Origin of the sequence: Bradyrhizobium sp. Ec3.3, from assembly GCF_000472925.1 — a bacterium.
GTDB lineage: Bacteria > Pseudomonadota > Alphaproteobacteria > Rhizobiales > Xanthobacteraceae > Bradyrhizobium.
This window is the reverse complement of record NZ_AXAS01000002.1, coordinates 122,837-140,337: the sequence shown is the minus strand read 5'-3', so window position 1 is coordinate 140,337 and position 17,501 is coordinate 122,837. Positions and strand designations below refer to the sequence as shown.

Genomic DNA, 17,501 nt, shown 5'->3' with positions numbered 1-17,501 from the left:
GCCTCACCAGGTCAAGTGGTTCATCAGCCAGTCCGGTATCATCTCCTGCGATCCCGCCAGCATGCGGATCGCCGCCGGCAGATCGGGCGCGCCTGCGAGTGCGTCCCTGTGCACGCCCGCGCCGAGGAACAGGGTCAGCATTCCCTTGGCCCGTGCGCCGGCGACGTCGTGATCGAGGGAATCGCCGATCATCAGGACCCGCTTCGGATCGGGATGGCCGAGTTGCTCCAGTGCCGCCTCGAAGATCGGCGCGTGCGGCTTGCCGACGAATGCCACGGCACCGCCAAACCTCTCGTAGAACCGCGCCAGTGCGCCCGGCGCCGGGACCAATCCGTTCGCGCTGAACATGGTCAAATCAGGGTTGGCGCACAGCATCGGCAACCGCCGCGCTGCCGCCGCGGCGAAGCGTGCGCGCCAGTGCTCGGGCTCAGCGACGTCATCATCGAGCCCGGCCAGCAGGATGAAATCGGCCTTCTCGATCTCGGTCACGATCGAGAGGCCGAGACCGTCGATAACGGAATGATCGCCGCCGCGCGTGATGAGAAAACATGATCGGCCGAGATTGGCGAAAGGGGCGCGTGCGCGTTGAAGCAATCCCGCCCAGGTCACTTCGCCGGAGGTCAGGATGCCGTCATAGGCCGTCGGCGGCAGGCCGAGCCTTGCAAGCCGCTCTTCGTTGCTGCGTGCACGCTTGCCGGAGTTCGACAGCACCAGCACGCGCTTGCCCGCGGTCTTGAGCTTCACCACGCAGTCCCGCGCGGCCGGAAACACGGTGCCGCCTTCATGCAGCGTGCCCCATTGGTCGAGCAGCACGTGATCGAACCGGTCGGCGATCGCGCTCAAAGTATTGATTTCGATTGTGCCGACTCTCATGACGGGCTGCCCTGCAAGGCCAGCAGCGCTGCACCGTAGCTCGCTTCGGTTTGCTCGGCCGTCGTGACGGCAACACCGAGCGCGCGGCGTCTGATCTCGGTCCATGCCGGGTTCTTCGCACCGCCGCCGATGCTGACGACGCGGCGCAGTCGCGGTGCTCCGAGCGCAGCGAGGCGCTGATAGGCGAGGGCTTCGACCGATGCGATGCCTTCGAGCAGCGCCTGGAAGAAGCGATGGTCTTCCGCCGGGCGCGGCGTGATCCGTGCGGCCAAGGACGGATCGGCGATCGGAAAGCGCTCGCCTGGCTTTGGCAAGGGATAGTAGTCGAGCCCGGTCGGCTCCTCCGGTCGCAGTTGCGGCGTCAGCCGTTCCATCTCTGCCGCCGAGAAATGCGCGAGCAGCGCGCCGCCGCCGGAATTGGAGGCGCCGCCGGCGAGCCAGCGCTCGCCGAGCCGGTGCGAATAGACGCCCTGATCGGCGGCGAAGATCGGCTGCGTCGCGAGCAGTTTGACGACCAGCGTCGTCCCGAGCGAGGTCACGGCATCGCCGGGGCTATCGGCGCGCGTCGCGATGAACGCGGCGACGCCGTCGGTGGTGCCGGCCGTGATGCGGGCCGTTTTCGACAGGCCGAGCTCTGAGGCAACCCCTGGATCGATCTCGGCAAACGGCGTCCCCGGCACCAGCACGCGCGGCAAAAGCGTGTGCGGCACGCCGAGCTGATCGAGCCAGGCCGGCCAGCTGCGCGTGACGGGATCGTAGCCGAGCTTGAGGACGTTGTTCTCGTCGCTGACGCCGTGGGTTCCCGCCAGCCGGCCGGCGATCCAATCGGCCTGATGCACGGCAAAGCGCGCGCTTCTTGCGTCGCTTTGGCCCAACAAATGAAGCAGTTTCGCCAATGCGCTGCTGGCGCCGTGAGCGCCGCTTTCCTTCGGCGCAACTGATGCAATGCGCTGGGCTTCCTTTGCCGCGCGGGCGTCGTTGTACATCAGCCCCGGCGTGCAGGGACGGCCGGCCGCGTCGATCAGGAGCAGCGTGCCGGACGTGCCGTCAACGCAAACCTGCTCGACGGCCTGGAGATCGATGCCGCGTCCGAGCTTGCTGATCGCAACGACGCTCGCGTGCCACCAGAATTCGGGGTCCTGATCGATCGCGTTACCGTCCTGTCGCGGTGGGGGCAGGGTGGCGGACTCCATGCCCTGGATGTCGCCGCGCGCATCGACGGCGCAGGCGCGAACGCCGCTGGTTCCGACGTCGATGCCGAGGAACAAGCCCGTCATTGGATCTCACCTCCCTTTGGCACTCTGTCGATTGCGGCGCAGTTCACAATCGCCCCCGCGATTGCACTGCAGCACGTTTGGGGGATTGACGTCCCGGCCGGCCTCTGCAATTTTTTGCAAGGCGTGAAGAAATTTGCAAGCAGGCTTTTTCGCCGTGGTGATGCAACCCGACAGGATGGCGACGATTGACGGCGAAGCGTCGCTCGCGACCCGCGCGGCCTGGCTCTATTTCGCCGCCGGACTGACCCAGTCGGAGGTCGCCGACCGCCTCAACATCCAGAGCACCAAGGCGCACCGGCTGATCGCGCGCGCCAGCCGCGAGGGCATGATCCGCGTCTTCGTGGAAGGGCCGGTCGCCGAATGCGTTGCGCTGGAGAACACGCTGGTCGAGCGCTACGGGCTCTCCTTCTGCCGCGTCGCACCCGATCTCGGCGAGGGCGACCTGCCGCTGAAGGCGCTGGCGCTGGAGGGGGCCAGCTTCCTGCGGCAGATCCTCGAGCGCGGCGAGCACAAGATCATCGGCGTCGGCCATGGCCGCACGCTCGCCGCGATGGTGGAACAACTGCCGCAGACACCTGCACGCGGCGTGCAATTCGTATCGCTGCTTGGCGGACTGACACGGAAATTCGCCGCCAATCCGTTCGACGTCATCCATCGCCTCGCCGAGCGCACCGGCGCGGAAGCCTATCTTCTGCCTGTTCCCGTGTTCGCCAATTCCGTCGCCGACCGCGCGGTGCTGATGCAGCAATACGGCATCGCCGACGTATTCGCGCTCGCCCGCAAGGCCTCGCTGCTGTTCGTCGGCATCGGCCAGATCCACGCCGAGGGCTTCCTGGTCTCGAGCGGCATGATCAGGCCGGACGAGGTCGTGGAACTGAAGCGGGAAGGCGCCTGCGCCGACCTGCTCGGCCATTTCTTCAATGCCGATGGCGAGATGCTCGACATCGATCTGTCGGCGCGCGCCACCTCGATGGAGGCGGCGGATTTGCGGAAACACCGCATCGTCGCCATCGGCGGCGGACTGGCAAAAGTCACGGCGCTGCGCGCGGTTTTGCGCAGCGGCCTCCTGCACGGCCTCATCATCGATGAGGTGACAGCGCAGGCACTCGCTACCGACAGGCCGGAGGCAACATCCGGCAAAACCAAGAACAAGAGTCGGAAGGGTAAGTAAACGCGCACCATGGGAGGTTACAATGCACGACCGCGAGAAGAATCTGTTCGATTCCTACGCCGCCAAACGGATCAGCCGGCGTGATCTACTGGACGGAGCCGCCAAGCTCGGTATCGCCGGCGCGGCGGCCAACGCAACCTTCGCCTCCGCAATGTCGCGGGCGATGGCCGCGGACTTCAACTGGAAGGCCTATAGCGGCAAGTCCGTCAAGCTGCTGCTGAATAAGCATCCCTACGTCGATGCCATGATCGGCGACCTCGAAGCATTCAAGGCGCTGACGGGCATGAATGTCACCTACGACATCTTCCCGGAGGACGTCTATTTCGACAAGGTGACGGCGGCGCTGTCCTCGAAATCGGATCAGTACGACGCCTTCATGACCGGCGCCTACATGACCTGGACCTACGGTCCGGCCGGCTGGATCGAGGACCTCAACAGCTACATCAAGGATCCCGCCAAGACCAACCCGGCCTTCGCCTGGGACGACGTGCTGCCGGGCCTGCGCTCCTCGACCGCATGGGACGGCGTCGCCGGCTCCGAACTCGGCTCGGGCAAGGCCAAGCAGTGGTGCATCCCCTGGGGCTACGAGCTCAACAACATCACATACAACCGCAACATCTTCAGCAAGGTCGGCGTCAAGCCGCCGACGAACCTCGACGAGATGCTCGAGGTGGCCGCGAAGATCACCAAGGACGCCGGCGGGCCTTACGGCGTCGGCGTTCGCGGGTCGCGCTCCTGGGCGACCATCCATCCGGGCTTCCTCTCGGCCTATTCGAACTTCGGCCAGAGGGATTTTGTGATGGAGGGCGGCAAGCTGAAGGCCGCGATGAACACCAAGGCTTCGAAGGATTTCCACGAGAAATGGGTCAAGATGATTCAGACCTCGGGCCCGAAGAACTGGTCGACCTATACCTGGTACCAGGTCGGCACCGACCTCGGCGCTGGCGCCTCCGGCATGATCTTCGACGCCGACATTCTCGGCTACTTCATGAACGGCGGTGACAACAAGGAGAAGGGCAATCTCGGCTACGCGCCCTTCGCCGCGAACCCGGCGGCCAAGGCGCCGACGCCCAACGTCTGGATCTGGTCGCTCGCAATGTCGAGCTTCTCGAAGCAGAAGGATGCGGCCTGGGTGTTCATGCAATGGGCGGCTTCCGTCGAGCACGATCTGTTCGGCGCCCGCAAGATGGACTTCGTCAACCCGGTGCGCGCCTCGGTCTGGAAGGACTCGGAGTTCCGCGACCGCATCGCGAAATCCTATCCCGGCTATCTGGAGCAGCATGACGTCTCGGCCCCGGGCGCCAAGATCTACTTCACGGCGCAGCCGCTGTTCTTCGACCTGACCACCGAATGGGCAGCCTCGCTCCAGAAGATGGTCGCCAAGGAGATCAGCGTCGACGAAGGCCTCGACAAGCTCGCTGACAGCATCAACCGTCAGCTCAAGCAGGCAGGACTTGGTTGAACTGCCTCGATTGACGCCTTTCGTGGTGCCTCAATTCCTCCGCGCCACGACAACCCGCCGGTTCGGAACGCCTACGATCCGGGCCGGCGGTGTTGCAGTGAGTATGTGATCCCGTATCATCATGAGCATGGTTCAACTCCTTCAGACCTCTGCGCTTCCGCGCCGCACCACGAGGCTGCGCGGGCGCATGCTGCCTTACCTGCTGAGCCTGCCGGCTCTGCTCGTCTGCATCGCCATCCTCGTGCCGTTCGTGACGGCCGCGGTCTATTCGCTCCAGCGCTACCGTTTGAACCTGCCGTACTTGCGCGGCTTCATCGGTGTCGACAACTACATCGACTTCCTCTCCGATCCGGCGTTCTGGAATACGCTGCGCATCTCGCTCGTCTATACCGCCTTGACGGTGGTGCTCGAGCTTCTGCTCGGCCTTGGTATCGCGCTGCTCCTGCGGCGGCCGACGCGCTTCCACAATGCGGTGTCGATCGTGCTGCTGCTGCCGCTGATGACGGCGCCAGCGATTGCCGCACTGATGTGGAAGCTGATGACAAACCCGAGCTTCGGCATCCTGTCCTATCTGGTCAGCCTGCTCGGCGTGCACGACTTCAAATGGGCGTCGGACCCGTCGAGTGCGCTGTTTACGGTCGTGCTGGTCGACGTCTGGGTCTACACGCCCTTCATCATGATCCTCTTGTTGGCCGGCCTGCGCTCGCTGCCGCGCCAGCCGTTCGAGGCCGCGGCACTCGACGGCGTTCCGGCAAGCTTCGTATTCTTCCGCATCACGTTGCCGATGCTCGCGCCCTACATCATCACAGCCTCGCTGTTCCGCCTGCTCGATTCCATCCAGCAGTTCGACATCATCTATGCGATGACGCAGGGCGGGCCCGGCGACCGGCTGATGGTGTTCCAGGTCCAGGCCTATCTCGAATTCTTCCAGTACACCAATGTCGGCCGCTCGGCGGCGCTGCTGATGATCCTCTGGCTGATCACCAACATCCTGTCGAACATCTTCATCAAGAACTGGCTGCGGCTGCGCGCACGCGCCCACGGTCACGGGTAAGAGCGAAGGAGGCGAAGATGGATCATTCCAGTCTCGCAGGTCGCATCTTCCGGGGCGTGGCGCTGGCGCTGGTGCTCGTCTTCTTCATGTTCCCGATCGTCTGGATCCTCATGATGTCGTTCCAGACGAATGAACAGATCCTGCGGATCCCGCCGCACATCCTGTTCGAGCCGACGCTTTCCAACTATCAGGCCTTGATCTCGGGCCAGCTCCGCACCACGGCCGGCAATCTCGAGATCCCCTTCATGCGCAACCTCATGAACAGCTTCGTGCTGTCGAGCGCGGCGGTGCTCCTGGCTCTGCTGCTCGGCGTGCCAGCGGCTTACGCGTTCGCGCGGTTCAAGTTCCGGCTCGGCGAAAGCATCGCGTTCACGCTGCTGTCGTTCCGCTTTGCGCCGCCTCTGCTCGTGCTGCTGCCGCTGTCGCTCTACTATCAGCAGCTCGGGCTCAGCGACACGTATTTCGGCATCGTCTGGGTCTATCAGCTCATCGCGCTTCCCCTGATCCTGTGGATCGTGCGCGGCTATTTCGAGGATATCAGCCCGGACATCGAGCACGCCTATCGGCTCGCCGGCCATTCCTGGCGCGAGGCCTTTACCCGCATTGCGGTTCCGCTCGCCGGTCCCGGCATCGCGGCGGCCGGACTGCTGTCCTTCATCTTCTGCTGGAACAATTTCGTCTTCGCGCTGATCCTGGCCTCCGCCGACAAGCAGCCAGTGACCGTGGGTGCGCTCGCTTTCGTCACGGCCTCCGGTATCCAGTACGGCCAGATCGCAGCCGCCATCGTCCTCTCGGTGACGCCGACGCTGCTGCTCGCGCTCTATGCGCAGCGCTACCTGGTCGAGGGTCTCTCGCTCGGCGCGGTGAAAGGCTGACACATGGCGCGTCTCGAACTCAATTCCGTCGGCAAGGCTTTCGGCGCGGTGCGTTGCGCCGACGACCTGTCGCTGGTGGTCGAGCCCGGCGAGATCGTTGCAGTGTTCGGGCCTTCGGGCAGCGGCAAGACCGTGCTGCTCCGCATGATCGCGGGCATGTTCGAGCCCGACGATGGGGACATCCTGGTCGGCGGCCGCTCCATCGTCGGCGCGCCGCCGGAGCGGCGCGGCATCGGCATGGCCTTCCAGAATTTTGCGCTGTTCCCGCATATGAGCGCGCAGGACAATATTGCGAGCGGGCTACGGGCGAAAGCCAAGGGCGGAGAGTTGACCTCGCGGGTCACCTCGATCAGCCGGTTGCTGAAGATCGAGCATGTGCTCGGCCACATGCCGCGCGAATTGTCCAACGGGCAGAAGCAGCGCACGGCGCTCGCGCGTGCGCTGATCGGCAATCCGGAGGTGCTGCTGCTCGACGATCCCTTGCGCAACGTCGATGCGAAACTTCGCTATGAAATGCGGCTCGAGCTGCCGAGCCTGCTGCGCCGCAGCTCCGCTGCGGTGCTCTACGTCACCCAGGACTATCGCGAAGCGATGGCGATCGCCGACCGTATCGCGGTGCTGATCGAGGGCCGTCTCGTCCAGGTCGCAAGGCCCGAGGAGATCTATGCCCGGCCAGCATCCGTTGCCGTTGCGCGCCTGTTCGGCGACCCCAGCATCAATCTTGCCGAGGTCACGCCCCACACCAAACAGGCGGACCTGACGGCCGAAATTGCCGGGACGAAGGTCCGGCTCGATCCAGTGGACCAGCAAGCTGCGGATCATGGTCCATGCTGGCTCGGCGTTCGCCCTGACGATCTCGTCGTCACCCGGACAGCGAGCGAAGACGCGATTCCAGCGCGCATCGTCGCGATCACGCCGATGCATGAGCGGGCCGTGCTGCTGCTGCGTTTTGCCGACGGCTCCGAATGGCTCGCGGCGCTGCCGCCGGATTCACCGATGGCGAGTGCCGACGACGGCGTCTTCGTCCGCTTTGCGCCGGAGGCAGCGCTGTTGTTCGATCGTGCGACGGGGCTCCGGGTTGGTCTGCCGCACCGGCGTCAGGCGGCGTGAGGAGAGCGGACCCATGGCCATGCTCGAAATCAAGAATGTCGACAAGGTCTATAGCAGCCGCGGCAAACCGCCGGTGCATGCCGTGCGCGCGCTCGACATGGCAGTGACGAAAGGCGAGATCGTTGCTCTCCTGGGCTCCTCGGGCTGCGGCAAGACCTCGACGTTGCGGATGATCGCGGGCTTCGAGAGCGTGACCTCGGGCGCGATCGCGCTGTCGCAGCGGCGGATCGACGAGCTGCCGCCGGCGAAGCGCAAAGTGGCGATGGCCTTCGAAGGCTATTCGCTCTACCCACCGCTGACGGTGCGCGAGAACATTGCCTTCGCGCTCAAGGCACAGCAGCTCTCGCGCGGCGAAATATCGCGCCGGGTCGAAGCGATCGCGCGGCTGGTCGAGATCGAGGACATCCTGGACAGCTTTCCGCGCGCCATCTCGGGCGGGCAGCAGCAGCGTGTGTCGCTGGCGCGTGCCTTGGTGCGGGACGCCGACCTCTATCTGCTCGATGAGCCCATGGGCCAGCTCGAGCCGCAACTGCGCGCAGTGCTGCGCGGGCGGATCAAGGGCTTGCTGGCCGAGCGCGGCATGACGGCGATCTTCGTTACCCATGACCAGACCGAGGCGAGCGCGCTCGCCGATCGCATCGCGGTGATGGAGGATGGCGTCCTTCAGCAATTCGCCAGCGAAAGGGAATTGAAGAACCGTCCGGCCAATCTCTTCGTCGCAAGCTTCATCGGCGAACCGCCGATGAATCTGCTGGAGACGGGGGTTGCACCCGCCGACGGCGGCTTCCGCCTGTCGGTCGGTTCTGATATCGCGTTCCAGATTCCGGGCGATACGCTCGATCAGGCCGCGCGTCGGTCCCTTGAACAGGGCAACCGCGTCCGGGTCGGCATCCGCCCGCAGAAGGTCGCGGTCGGGACGGGGGATGTCCGCGTGCGCGTCGTGTCCAATCAGTGGCTCGGCGACCAGTCGCATGTCGCAGGGGAATGCGCTGGCCATCTTCTCATCGCGGTGACGCCGAACCGGATCGCGGCGCGGGCGGGCGACGTCATTCCATTCGCGCTGGAGCCGCGCCACCTCCACATCTTTGGCGCCGACGGCACCTGCATTCGTCATGCGGAGGGGGGCTGACCATGCTGACCTCGCCGCAGCGCGACGTGATCATCGGCATCGATGCCGGCACGTCTCTGATCAAGACCGTGGCGTTCACGCGCGACGGGCGGCAGCTCGGCGATTTCTCTCTGCCCAATACATACACGACCACGCCTGGCGGCCACGTCGAGCAGGACATGTCCCGAACCTGGACCGACACGGTTGCCGCATTGCGCGGACTGGTGGCGGCCGTGCCGGATATCTCCCGGCGCCTCGCGGCCGTCGCGGTCACAGGGCAGGGCGACGGCACCTGGCTCATCGACGATGACGGCCGCCCGGTCGCGCCGGCGCTGCTATGGCTGGATTCCCGTGCCGCCAGCCTCGTCGAAGGAATCCGCGCCAGCGAGCGCAATGCCGCGCTCTATCGGCGCACCGGCTCGGGGCTCAACGCCTGCCAGCAGGGGCCGCAACTCGCCTGGCTGCAAGCGCATGCGCCCGTGACACTGTCCCGGGCCAGCACGGCCTTTCACTGCAAGGATTGGCTCTACTTTCTGCTCACCGGCCAGCGTGCGACCGATCCGTCGGAGTCGACCTTCACCTGTGGTGATTTCCGCAAGCGCCGCTTTGATGCGGAGACAGCGCGGCTGATCGGCATCGCCGATTGCGCGGCCCTGTTTCCCGAGGTGGTCGACGGAGTCACGACGACGCATCCGCTGAGTGCGGCCGCCGCCATCGAGACCGGACTGCCTGAGGGCGTGCCCGTCTCGCTCGGCTATGTCGACGTGGTCTGCAATGCGCTCGGCGCGGGCCTCTACGATCCATCACCCGATGTCGGCTGCACCATCATCGGGTCGACCGGCATGCATATGCGGCTCGCCACCAGTGCCGACGCGGTCACGTTGAACGCGGAGGCGACTGGCTACACCATGCCGTTCCCGGTCGCCGGCCATTACACCCAGATGCAGTCCAACATGGCGGCGACGCTCAACATCGACTGGCTGCTCGATCTCGCGCGGGATCTGCTCGCCGCCGAGGGCGTGGTGCGTTCGCGTGCCGACCTGATCCGCCGCCTGGACGAGAAGGTGCTGGCGGCGAAGGCCGGCGACCTGTTGTTTCATCCCTTCATCTCCGACGCTGGCGAGCGCGGGCCCTTCGTTGCCCATGAGGCTTGCGCCCAACTCATCGGCCTGCGGTCGCGCCACGGCTATTGGGACCTGATGCGTGCCGTGATGGAGGGGCTCGCCTTCGCCGCGCGCGATTGCTATGCCGCGATGGGGGCGTTGCCGGGCGAGGTGCGGATCACGGGCGGCGCAGCGCGCAGCCGCGCTCTCGGGACTATCCTTGGGGCTGTGCTCGAATGCAATGTGCGCGTCTGTAGTCGCGGCGAAGCCGGGGCAGGAGGTGCTGCGATGATCGCAGCCGTCGCAACCGGACTTTATCCGGATATGACGGCCTGCGCGGAGGATTGGGTGAGACCGTATCTGAACGAACCACAGACGCCGGATCCGGCCTTGGCCGTGCGTTACGCGAAGATGTTTCCGGCCTATCTGGAGGCGAGACTCGCGTCGCGGCCGGTCTGGAAGCAGCTTGCGGCGCTGCGTGCAGGAGCCGGTCATGTCTAGCTCCATCGCCATCGTCGGTGACCGCTTCATGCTGCCGTCGGTGTTCGCCGAGAAGATCACGGCTGCCTGCGGCGACGGCGTCGACATCCGCCTTCTGGAGCAGCCCTGGCCGGACGAGCCGATGGAGCACGGCTATGCCGGCTCGAAGCTCGATGGCCTGAAGGAGTTCATGGGCGATCCGGACGAGGTCGCAGAGTTCATCGGCGACGCAGCGCTGCTGGTGACGCATCTCGCACCGATCTCGCGGTCGATGCTGGAGCGCTTGCCGAACCTGAAGTTCATTGCGGTCTCGCGCGGCGGCCCCGTCAATATCGACATGCAGGCCACGCGCGATCACGGCGTGATCGTCGTCAACACCCCCGGGCGCAATGCAAGCGCGGTGGCCGAGTTCACCATCGGCGCCATTCTTGCGGAGACGCGCCTGATCCGCAGCGGGCACGAGTCGTTGCGCGGTGGCGAATGGCGCGGCGATCTCTATCGCGCCGATCGCACCGGTCGCGAGCTCGGCGAGATGACGGTGGGCGTCGTTGGTTATGGCGCGATCGGCACCCGCGTGGTGAAGCTGCTCAAGGCCTTCGGCTGCAAGATCCTGGTCGCCGACCCCTACGTCCAGCTCAGCGCGCAGGACCGCAAGGACGACGTCGAGCACGTCGGCCTCGCGGATCTGCTGGCGCGCGCTGACGTCATCAGCCTGCATGCGCGGGTCACCGGCGAGACGACGGGCTTCATCGATCGCGCGGCGCTCGCGCGGGTCAAACCGGGCGCATTGCTGATCAACACGGCGCGCGGCCCGCTGGTCGACTATCAGGCGCTGTTCGAGGTGTTGTCCTCGGGACGCCTTGGCGGCGCCATGCTTGATACGTTTGCCGTCGAGCCGGTGCCGCCCGACTGGCCGCTGCTGCAATTGCCGAACGTGACGCTGACGCCGCACATCGCCGGCGCTTCCTTGCGCACCGTCACCATTGCTGCCGATCAGGCCGCGGAAGAGGTTCGCCGCTATCTAGCCGGTGAGCCGCCGCTCAACCCGTGCTGAAGACGAAAGGTGTTTCGACATGACCCGCGAGGAGCGACAGTTACGCGAAGCGATCATCGCCAAATGCCGGTGGATGAACGCCTCGGGTCTGAACCAGGGGACGTCAGGCAATATCTCCGCCCGCTGCAAGGACCGGATGCTGATCACGCCGTCGGCGACGCCCTATGACGCGATGAAGCCGGAGATGATTGCTTCGATGCCGCTCGAGGGTGAACACGGCTCCTGGGAAGGACCGCTGCAGCCGTCCACCGAATGGCGCTTTCATCTCGACATCATGCGCGGGCGGCCGGATGTCGGCGGCGTCGTCCACACGCACTCGACTTACGCGACCGTGCTCGCCATCGCCCGCAAGCCGATTCCCGCCTGCCACTACATGATGGCGGCGTTCGGCGGCAACGACATCCGCTGCGCCGGTTATGCGCGCTATGGCACGGCGGAGCTGTCCGAACTCGCCCTGCAAGCGCTCGAGGGCCGCAATGGCTGCCTGCTCGCCAATCACGGCATGATCGCCGTCGGCGCCAATCTCGACAAGGCGATGTGGCTTGCCGTCGAGCTCGAGACCATCGCGCGCCAATATTATCTCTCGCTCGCACTCGGCGCGCCGCACATTCTAAGCGAGGCGGAGATCGCCGAAACGGCGAAAGGATTCTCGACTTACGGATTGCAGACGCCCAAGCCCAAGCCCGAATCCAAGGCCAAGTCGGGTCCAAAGCCGGCCAAGGCGCGCGCTGCGAAGGCGGCGGCACGGCAACGGGTTGAGAAAAAGCACAGCGGAAAGCGATGACGGGCGCTGCGCCTGACGCGGGCAGGGATCACGGGCTTGTCGACATCGCCATCATCGGCGGTGGCATCAATGGCGCCGGTATCGCCCGCGATGCGGCGGGGCGCGGGCTGAAAGTCCTGCTGTGCGAGAAGGACGATTTCGCCGAAGGCACCTCGTCGCGCTCCGGCAAGCTCGTCCATGGCGGGCTGCGCTATCTCGAATATTACGAGTTTCGCCTGGTCCGCGAGGCCCTGATCGAGCGCGAGGTGCTGCTCGCATCGGCGCCGCACATCATCTGGCCGATGCGTTTCGTGCTGCCGCACTCGCCGGAGCAGCGGCCGGCCTGGCTGGTCCGCACCGGGCTGTTCCTCTACGACCATCTCGGCGGCCGCAAGCGCTTACCCGCGAGCCGCGGGCTCGACCTCGCGCATGAACCGGAGGGCGCGCCGCTGCGTGCCGAATTCCGCCGTGGCTTTGAATATTCGGATTGCTGGGTCGACGATGCCAGGCTCGTCATCCTCAATTTGATCGATGCTGCGCGAAGCGGCGCAAAAATCCTGCCGCGCACGCGCGCGGTGAGCGCGCGCCGGGAAGGGGACGTCTGGCGTCTGGAGATGCAGAGCGAGGACGGCAGTACGCAGATCGTCCGCGCGCGCGCGCTCGTCAACGCTGCGGGGCCCTGGGTGCAAGATGTCGTGCAAGGCGTCGCGGGCCTCAACTCTTCGCACAATGTCCGGCTGGTCAAGGGAAGCCATGTGGTGGTGCCGAAATTCTGGAGCGGGCCGCAGGCCTATCTGCTCCAGAATGAGGATCGCCGGGTCATCTTCGTCAACCCTTATGAGGACGATCTCGCGCTGATCGGCACCACGGACATTCCCTACGACGGCCGCGCCGAGGACGTCGCGATCGACCAGGGCGAGATCGACTATCTGCTCAAGGTCCTGAGCCGCTACTTCCGCGCGCCGCCGCGCGCAAGCGAAGTGGTCCATGCCTTCTCCGGCGTACGGCCGCTCTATGACGATAACGCAGACAATCCGTCCGCCGTGACACGGGACTATGTCTTCGAGGTTCACGGCACGCCCGACACGCCGCCGCTGCTGTCGATCTTCGGCGGCAAGATCACGACCTATCGCCGGCTCGCCGAGCATGCACTCGGGCGTCTGGAGAGCTGGTTTCCAAAAATGCAGCCGGCATGGACGGCGGGCGCGCCGCTGCCCGGCGGCGACATCGGCGGCTCCTTCGATAGTTTCGTCGTCAATCTTGCGCGCGACTATCCCGATCTTCCGCGCAAGCTGATCCATCACTATGCGCGCCTTTATGGCACACGTGCCCGTGAGCTTCTGGGCTCGGCCCGCATCTCCGCCGATCTCGGACGTCATTTCGGCGGCGACTTCTATGAACGCGAAGCAGCATATTTGCGCGAGAAAGAATGGGCCAAAACCCCGGCCGACTTCCTGGATCGCCGCACCAAGCACGGCCTGCATCTGACGCCGGCCCAGCGGGTCGGGTTTGAGGGCTACATCTAGGCTTGCTCCCTGGTATGATAGTTCGATAGAAAGATCATACTAGGAAGTGCGGTTGGATGGAGCGGGTCGCGTGACGAAGGGGTCTTGGCAGGGGGGCAAATCCGGTACCCTGTTGCTGTTCGCAGGACTTATCCTCGCCAACGTCGCCGCATGGATCTGGGCTTTCGCGCTGTTTGCCGACCGGCCCGCGGTGATGGCGACCGCGCTGCTCGCCTGGGTGTTCGGCTTGCGCCACGCTGTGGATGCTGATCACATCGCTGCCATCGACAATGTCGTGCGCAAGCTGATGCATGCGGGCGAGGCGCCGAAAAGCGCCGGGCTCTATTTCGCGCTCGGCCATTCCACGGTCGTGGTCGTCGCCACGCTGCTGCTCTGCCTTGGCGTCGTGAGCCTTGGCGGCGACAGCCTGCTCAAGACCGTCGGCGGCGTGATCGGCACATCGGTGTCTGCGCTCTTCTTGCTGCTGATCGCCGTGCTTAATCTTGCGATCTTCGTCGACCTGTGGCGGACACTGCGCGCGGTGCGCGTCCATGGCACCCATGATGCAGAAGGCATCGAGGCGCTGCTGGCCGGCCGCGGCCTCTTGGCGCGGCTGCTCTCGCCGATGTTCCGCATGGTCTCGAAATCCCACCACATGTATCCGCTCGGCTTCCTGTTCGGCCTCGGATTCGATACTGCGACCGAGATCGGGCTCTTGAGCATTTCGGCGACGGAAGCCGCACGCGGCGCGTCGCTGTCGGATGTGCTGGTGTTTCCCGCGCTGTTCGCCGCCGGCATGGCGCTGGTCGACACCGCCGATTCGACGCTGATGGTGAGCGCCTATCGCTGGGCCTTCGTCGATCCCATCCGCAAGCTCTGGTACAACCTCACCATCACCGGCGCCTCCGTGGTGGTCGCACTGTTCATCGGCGGCGTCGAGGCGCTCGGCCTGATCGGCCAGCGCTTTGGCCTCGACGGCGCGTTGTGGACGCTGATTGAAAGCCTCAACGGCTCGCTCGCCAATTTCGGCTTCGCGGTGATCGCCCTGTTCGTGCTCGCCTGGATCGTCTCCATCGTTACCTATCGCGTCGCGTTCGCCCGCGTCGGGCCCGTCGATGCCGTCGAGGTGGCCTGAGTTTTTTGCGAGCAGGCGGGCATCGGTCACGTTGTCGATGCTCGTGGTCTGCCTCGCATGCGCTAGAGGCGAGGGCGCCTTCGCGCAGGCTGTTCCTGTCCCGCGCGAATTGCCGCCAATCGAGGTGACGCCTAGCGAGCCATCCCGGCAAACGGCCAGACGCTCGCCGCAGCGCTCCAGGAAGCCCGCGGACACCGCGACGCGGCTCGTTGTCTATCCGGCTGCGGTCGCGGGCTCGGGCGTCAGCGGCGTCGCCTCTGGTCCGCCAGCGTCGCCGTCCATGGCGAGCGAGACGACCGTATCGGGCGAAGATCTGCGCGCACGGCCCGTCGCGCGTCCAGGCGAACTGCTGGAGGCCGTGCCCGGCCTGATTGTGACCCAGCACTCCGGCGAAGGCAAAGCCAACCAGTATTTTCTGCGCGGCTATAACCTCGATCACGGCACCGATCTTGCGATCTATGTCGACGACGTGCCCGTCAACATGCGCACGCACGCGCACGGCCAGGGCTATGCCGATCTCAACTGGCTGATCCCGGAAACGATCGCCGCGATGGACGTGCGCAAGGGACCATACTTCGCCGATGAAGGTGATTTCTCCTCGGTCGGCAGCGCGCATATCAGCCTGATCGATCGCACCGTGAAGGGCCTTGCGCTGATGACCGCCGGCAGTTTCGGCTATCGCCGCTTCCTTGGCATGGATTCGGTGAAGCTCGGCGACGGTTCGCTGCTGATCGCCGGCGAGGCCGGCACCTACAACGGTCCCTGGGACAATCCCGACAACATGCGCAAGCTGAACGGGCTCGTGCGTTACAGTCAGGGCACGGCGACCGACGGCCTGACGGTCACCGGCATGGCCTATGCCAACAAATGGAATTCGACCGACCAGGTGCCACAGCGCGCGATCACGTCGGGCCTGCTCGGCCGGTTCGGGTCGGAGGACCCGAGCGATGGCGGCAACACCAATCGCTTGGCGCTGTCGGCGCGCCTTGCGCAAAGCGACGATAAGGGGGCGTGGAAAGCGAACGCCTATGTCGTCAAGAGCGAGCTCGATCTCTACAACAATTTCACCTATGTCCTCAGCGACCAGACTTTTGGCGACCAGTTCCACCAGCATGACGACCGGCTGATGGCCGGCGCCAACGTCGCGCGCACGCTGAACGGATCGTTTGCGGGCCTGCCCGTCGAAACCACCATCGGCCTGCAATCGCGCTACGATGCGATCGATCTCGCCTTGACGCGAACGTTTCAGCGCGACTTCCTGTCGAACATCCGCAGTGACAAGGTGGGCGAGGGTAGCGTCGGCGTCTACGCCGAGACCACGGTGCGCTGGACGGACTGGCTTCGGACTACGGCCGGCTGGCGCGGCGATTACTATGCGGCCGACGTCACCTCGCTTTACGACGCCAACAACAGCGGCCGCGCCAACGCGGCGATCGGCAGTCCCAAGTTCCGGATGGTGCTCGGTCCCTTTGACAAGATCGAGTTCTTCTTCGGCGCTGGCTACGGCATGCACTCGAACGACGCGCGCGGCGCGACGACGACCGAAGACCCCGGCGATCCCGGCACGAAACTCTCGCCGTCACCGCTGCTGGTGCGCACCAGGGGCGCCGAGGTCGGCGTCCGCAGCAGGATCGTCCCCGATCTCGACACCTCGCTCAGCGTCTTCATCCTCGATCAGGATTCCGAGATCCTGTTCTCCGGCGATGCCGGCGACACCTCGGCGAGCCGTGCCAGCCGACGTTTCGGCTTCGAGTGGACCAACCATTATCGCCCAAGAACCTGGATCGACATCGACGCCGATCTCGCGATGACGCATGCGCGCTTTCGCGGCTACGATAGCGAGCAGGCGGCGGTCTATGCCTCGCTCGCGGGCTTCCCCGAGGCGCAGATCGGCAACGCGCCCGGCAACTACATTCCGAACGCGCCGGCGATGGTGGCGTCGGCCGGCATCACGATCGGCGAGAAGACCGGATGGTTCGGTAGTATGCGCTGGCGCTATCTCGCATCCAGTCCGCTGACCGAGGACAACGCGTTCCGCTCGCAGCCGACCAGCATCGTCAACGGGCGGCTCGGCTACCGAACCGGCGACGGCTGGCGCATTCAGCTCGACGTGCTCAATCTCTTCAACACGAAGGCGAACCAGATCACCTATGCCTATGGCTCGTTGCTGAAGACGGATTCCCTCTACAATCTTTGCTACGTGCAACAGACCGCGCCGGCGGCCGTGTGCCAGAATGGCGTGATGGACTACGTGCTGCACCCGGTCGAGCCGCTGACATTCCGGGTGACGATGGCGGGCGCGTTCTAGAGCATGATCCGGACCCGAAGGGCCGCGTTAGCGCGAAGTGCGAAGCGGTTTTCCGAAAAGATCATGCTCAAACAATAACTAAAGCGCGGCGACGATTGATCCCAATCTCATCGCGCTTTTGGGGCAGTTCGGCCGGGAACCGCGGAGGCGGCGATCATTGATCTGGGTCAACAGGACCGGGCGAGGCCGATCGATATTTTTGCGAAGGCTGCCTTGAGATGAG

Annotated in this window: 14 protein-coding genes; 12 read left to right on the top strand and 2 right to left on the bottom strand. The window is 65.2% G+C overall.

Going from position 1 to position 17,501, the window contains the following annotated elements:
* Positions 1 to 3: 3 nt before the first annotated feature.
* Together YUU_RS0103145 and YUU_RS0103140 are read right to left on the bottom strand one after the other, a co-directional pair.
* Entirely contained in the window at positions 4 to 873 is an 870-nt protein-coding gene (locus tag YUU_RS0103145; protein ID WP_027521045.1) for a TIGR01459 family HAD-type hydrolase, read from the bottom strand.
* Positions 870 to 2,150, bottom strand: coding sequence for an FGGY-family carbohydrate kinase (locus YUU_RS0103140; protein WP_027521044.1), 1,281 nt, complete (start codon positions 2,148 to 2,150; stop codon positions 870 to 872). The genes YUU_RS0103145 and YUU_RS0103140 overlap by 4 nt, the downstream gene beginning before the upstream one ends.
* A 175-nt stretch (positions 2,151 to 2,325) precedes the next feature.
* Between YUU_RS0103140 and YUU_RS0103135 the strand changes: the two genes are divergently transcribed.
* The 12 genes from YUU_RS0103135 (at position 2,326) to YUU_RS0103080 (ending at position 17,278) form a co-directional block, all read left to right on the top strand.
* Entirely contained in the window at positions 2,326 to 3,321 is a 996-nt protein-coding gene (locus YUU_RS0103135; RefSeq protein ID WP_156944068.1) for a sugar-binding transcriptional regulator, read from the top strand.
* 22 nt (positions 3,322 to 3,343) lie between these two features.
* A complete protein-coding gene (locus YUU_RS0103130) occupies positions 3,344 to 4,783 on the top strand; it encodes an extracellular solute-binding protein (protein WP_027521042.1) in 1,440 nt (479 codons plus the stop codon).
* Positions 4,784 to 4,910: 127 nt separating this feature from the next.
* Positions 4,911 to 5,837 (top strand): carbohydrate ABC transporter permease, encoded by a 927-nt coding sequence (locus YUU_RS0103125; RefSeq protein WP_198031697.1) that lies wholly within the window; start codon positions 4,911 to 4,913, stop codon positions 5,835 to 5,837.
* A gap of 17 nt (positions 5,838 to 5,854) precedes the next feature.
* Positions 5,855 to 6,712 (top strand): carbohydrate ABC transporter permease, encoded by an 858-nt coding sequence (locus YUU_RS0103120; protein WP_027521040.1) that lies wholly within the window; start codon positions 5,855 to 5,857, stop codon positions 6,710 to 6,712.
* A 3-nt stretch (positions 6,713 to 6,715) separates the two neighbouring features.
* Entirely contained in the window at positions 6,716 to 7,822 is a 1,107-nt protein-coding gene (locus YUU_RS0103115) for an ABC transporter ATP-binding protein (RefSeq protein WP_027521039.1), read from the top strand.
* Between the two features lie 19 nt (positions 7,823 to 7,841).
* Positions 7,842 to 8,951, top strand: coding sequence for an ABC transporter ATP-binding protein (locus YUU_RS0103110; protein WP_027521038.1), 1,110 nt, complete (start codon positions 7,842 to 7,844; stop codon positions 8,949 to 8,951).
* Between the two features lie 2 nt (positions 8,952 to 8,953).
* Entirely contained in the window at positions 8,954 to 10,534 is a 1,581-nt protein-coding gene (locus tag YUU_RS0103105; RefSeq protein WP_027521037.1) for an FGGY-family carbohydrate kinase, read from the top strand.
* Positions 10,527 to 11,567 (top strand): 2-hydroxyacid dehydrogenase, encoded by a 1,041-nt coding sequence (locus tag YUU_RS0103100; protein ID WP_027521036.1) that lies wholly within the window; start codon positions 10,527 to 10,529, stop codon positions 11,565 to 11,567. The genes YUU_RS0103105 and YUU_RS0103100 overlap by 8 nt, the downstream gene beginning before the upstream one ends.
* A gap of 19 nt (positions 11,568 to 11,586) precedes the next feature.
* Positions 11,587 to 12,351: a class II aldolase/adducin family protein gene (locus YUU_RS0103095; protein WP_027521035.1), complete on the top strand. Its 765-nt coding sequence runs from the start codon at positions 11,587 to 11,589 to the stop codon at positions 12,349 to 12,351.
* A complete protein-coding gene (locus tag YUU_RS0103090) occupies positions 12,348 to 13,856 on the top strand; it encodes a glycerol-3-phosphate dehydrogenase (RefSeq protein ID WP_027521034.1) in 1,509 nt (502 codons plus the stop codon). Before YUU_RS0103095 ends, YUU_RS0103090 begins: the two co-directional genes overlap by 4 nt.
* Positions 13,857 to 13,926: 70 nt before the next feature.
* Positions 13,927 to 14,970 carry a HoxN/HupN/NixA family nickel/cobalt transporter gene (locus YUU_RS49960; protein ID WP_084801318.1) on the top strand — a complete coding sequence of 348 codons (1,044 nt, stop codon included), beginning with the start codon at positions 13,927 to 13,929 and terminating at the stop codon, positions 14,968 to 14,970.
* 37 nt (positions 14,971 to 15,007) lie between these two features.
* Complete coding sequence (locus YUU_RS0103080; protein WP_156944089.1) at positions 15,008 to 17,278, top strand: TonB-dependent receptor; 2,271 nt, start codon at positions 15,008 to 15,010, stop codon at positions 17,276 to 17,278.
* Positions 17,279 to 17,501: the final 223 nt, after the last annotated feature.

Coding starts and splice junctions, on each gene's coding strand:
- YUU_RS0103145 (WP_027521045.1), bottom strand. CDS start 873: ATGAGAGTCGGCACAATCGAAATCAATACTTTGAGCGCGATCGCCGAC.
- YUU_RS0103140 (WP_027521044.1), bottom strand. CDS start 2,150: ATGACGGGCTTGTTCCTCGGCATCGACGTCGGAACCAGCGGCGTTCGC.
- YUU_RS0103135 (WP_156944068.1), top strand. CDS start 2,326: ATGGCGACGATTGACGGCGAAGCGTCGCTCGCGACCCGCGCGGCCTGG.
- YUU_RS0103130 (WP_027521042.1), top strand. CDS start 3,344: ATGCACGACCGCGAGAAGAATCTGTTCGATTCCTACGCCGCCAAACGG.
- YUU_RS0103125 (WP_198031697.1), top strand. CDS start 4,911: ATGGTTCAACTCCTTCAGACCTCTGCGCTTCCGCGCCGCACCACGAGG.
- YUU_RS0103120 (WP_027521040.1), top strand. CDS start 5,855: ATGGATCATTCCAGTCTCGCAGGTCGCATCTTCCGGGGCGTGGCGCTG.
- YUU_RS0103115 (WP_027521039.1), top strand. CDS start 6,716: ATGGCGCGTCTCGAACTCAATTCCGTCGGCAAGGCTTTCGGCGCGGTG.
- YUU_RS0103110 (WP_027521038.1), top strand. CDS start 7,842: ATGCTCGAAATCAAGAATGTCGACAAGGTCTATAGCAGCCGCGGCAAA.
- YUU_RS0103105 (WP_027521037.1), top strand. CDS start 8,954: ATGCTGACCTCGCCGCAGCGCGACGTGATCATCGGCATCGATGCCGGC.
- YUU_RS0103100 (WP_027521036.1), top strand. CDS start 10,527: ATGTCTAGCTCCATCGCCATCGTCGGTGACCGCTTCATGCTGCCGTCG.
- YUU_RS0103095 (WP_027521035.1), top strand. CDS start 11,587: ATGACCCGCGAGGAGCGACAGTTACGCGAAGCGATCATCGCCAAATGC.
- YUU_RS0103090 (WP_027521034.1), top strand. CDS start 12,348: ATGACGGGCGCTGCGCCTGACGCGGGCAGGGATCACGGGCTTGTCGAC.
- YUU_RS0103080 (WP_156944089.1), top strand. CDS start 15,008: ATGCTCGTGGTCTGCCTCGCATGCGCTAGAGGCGAGGGCGCCTTCGCG.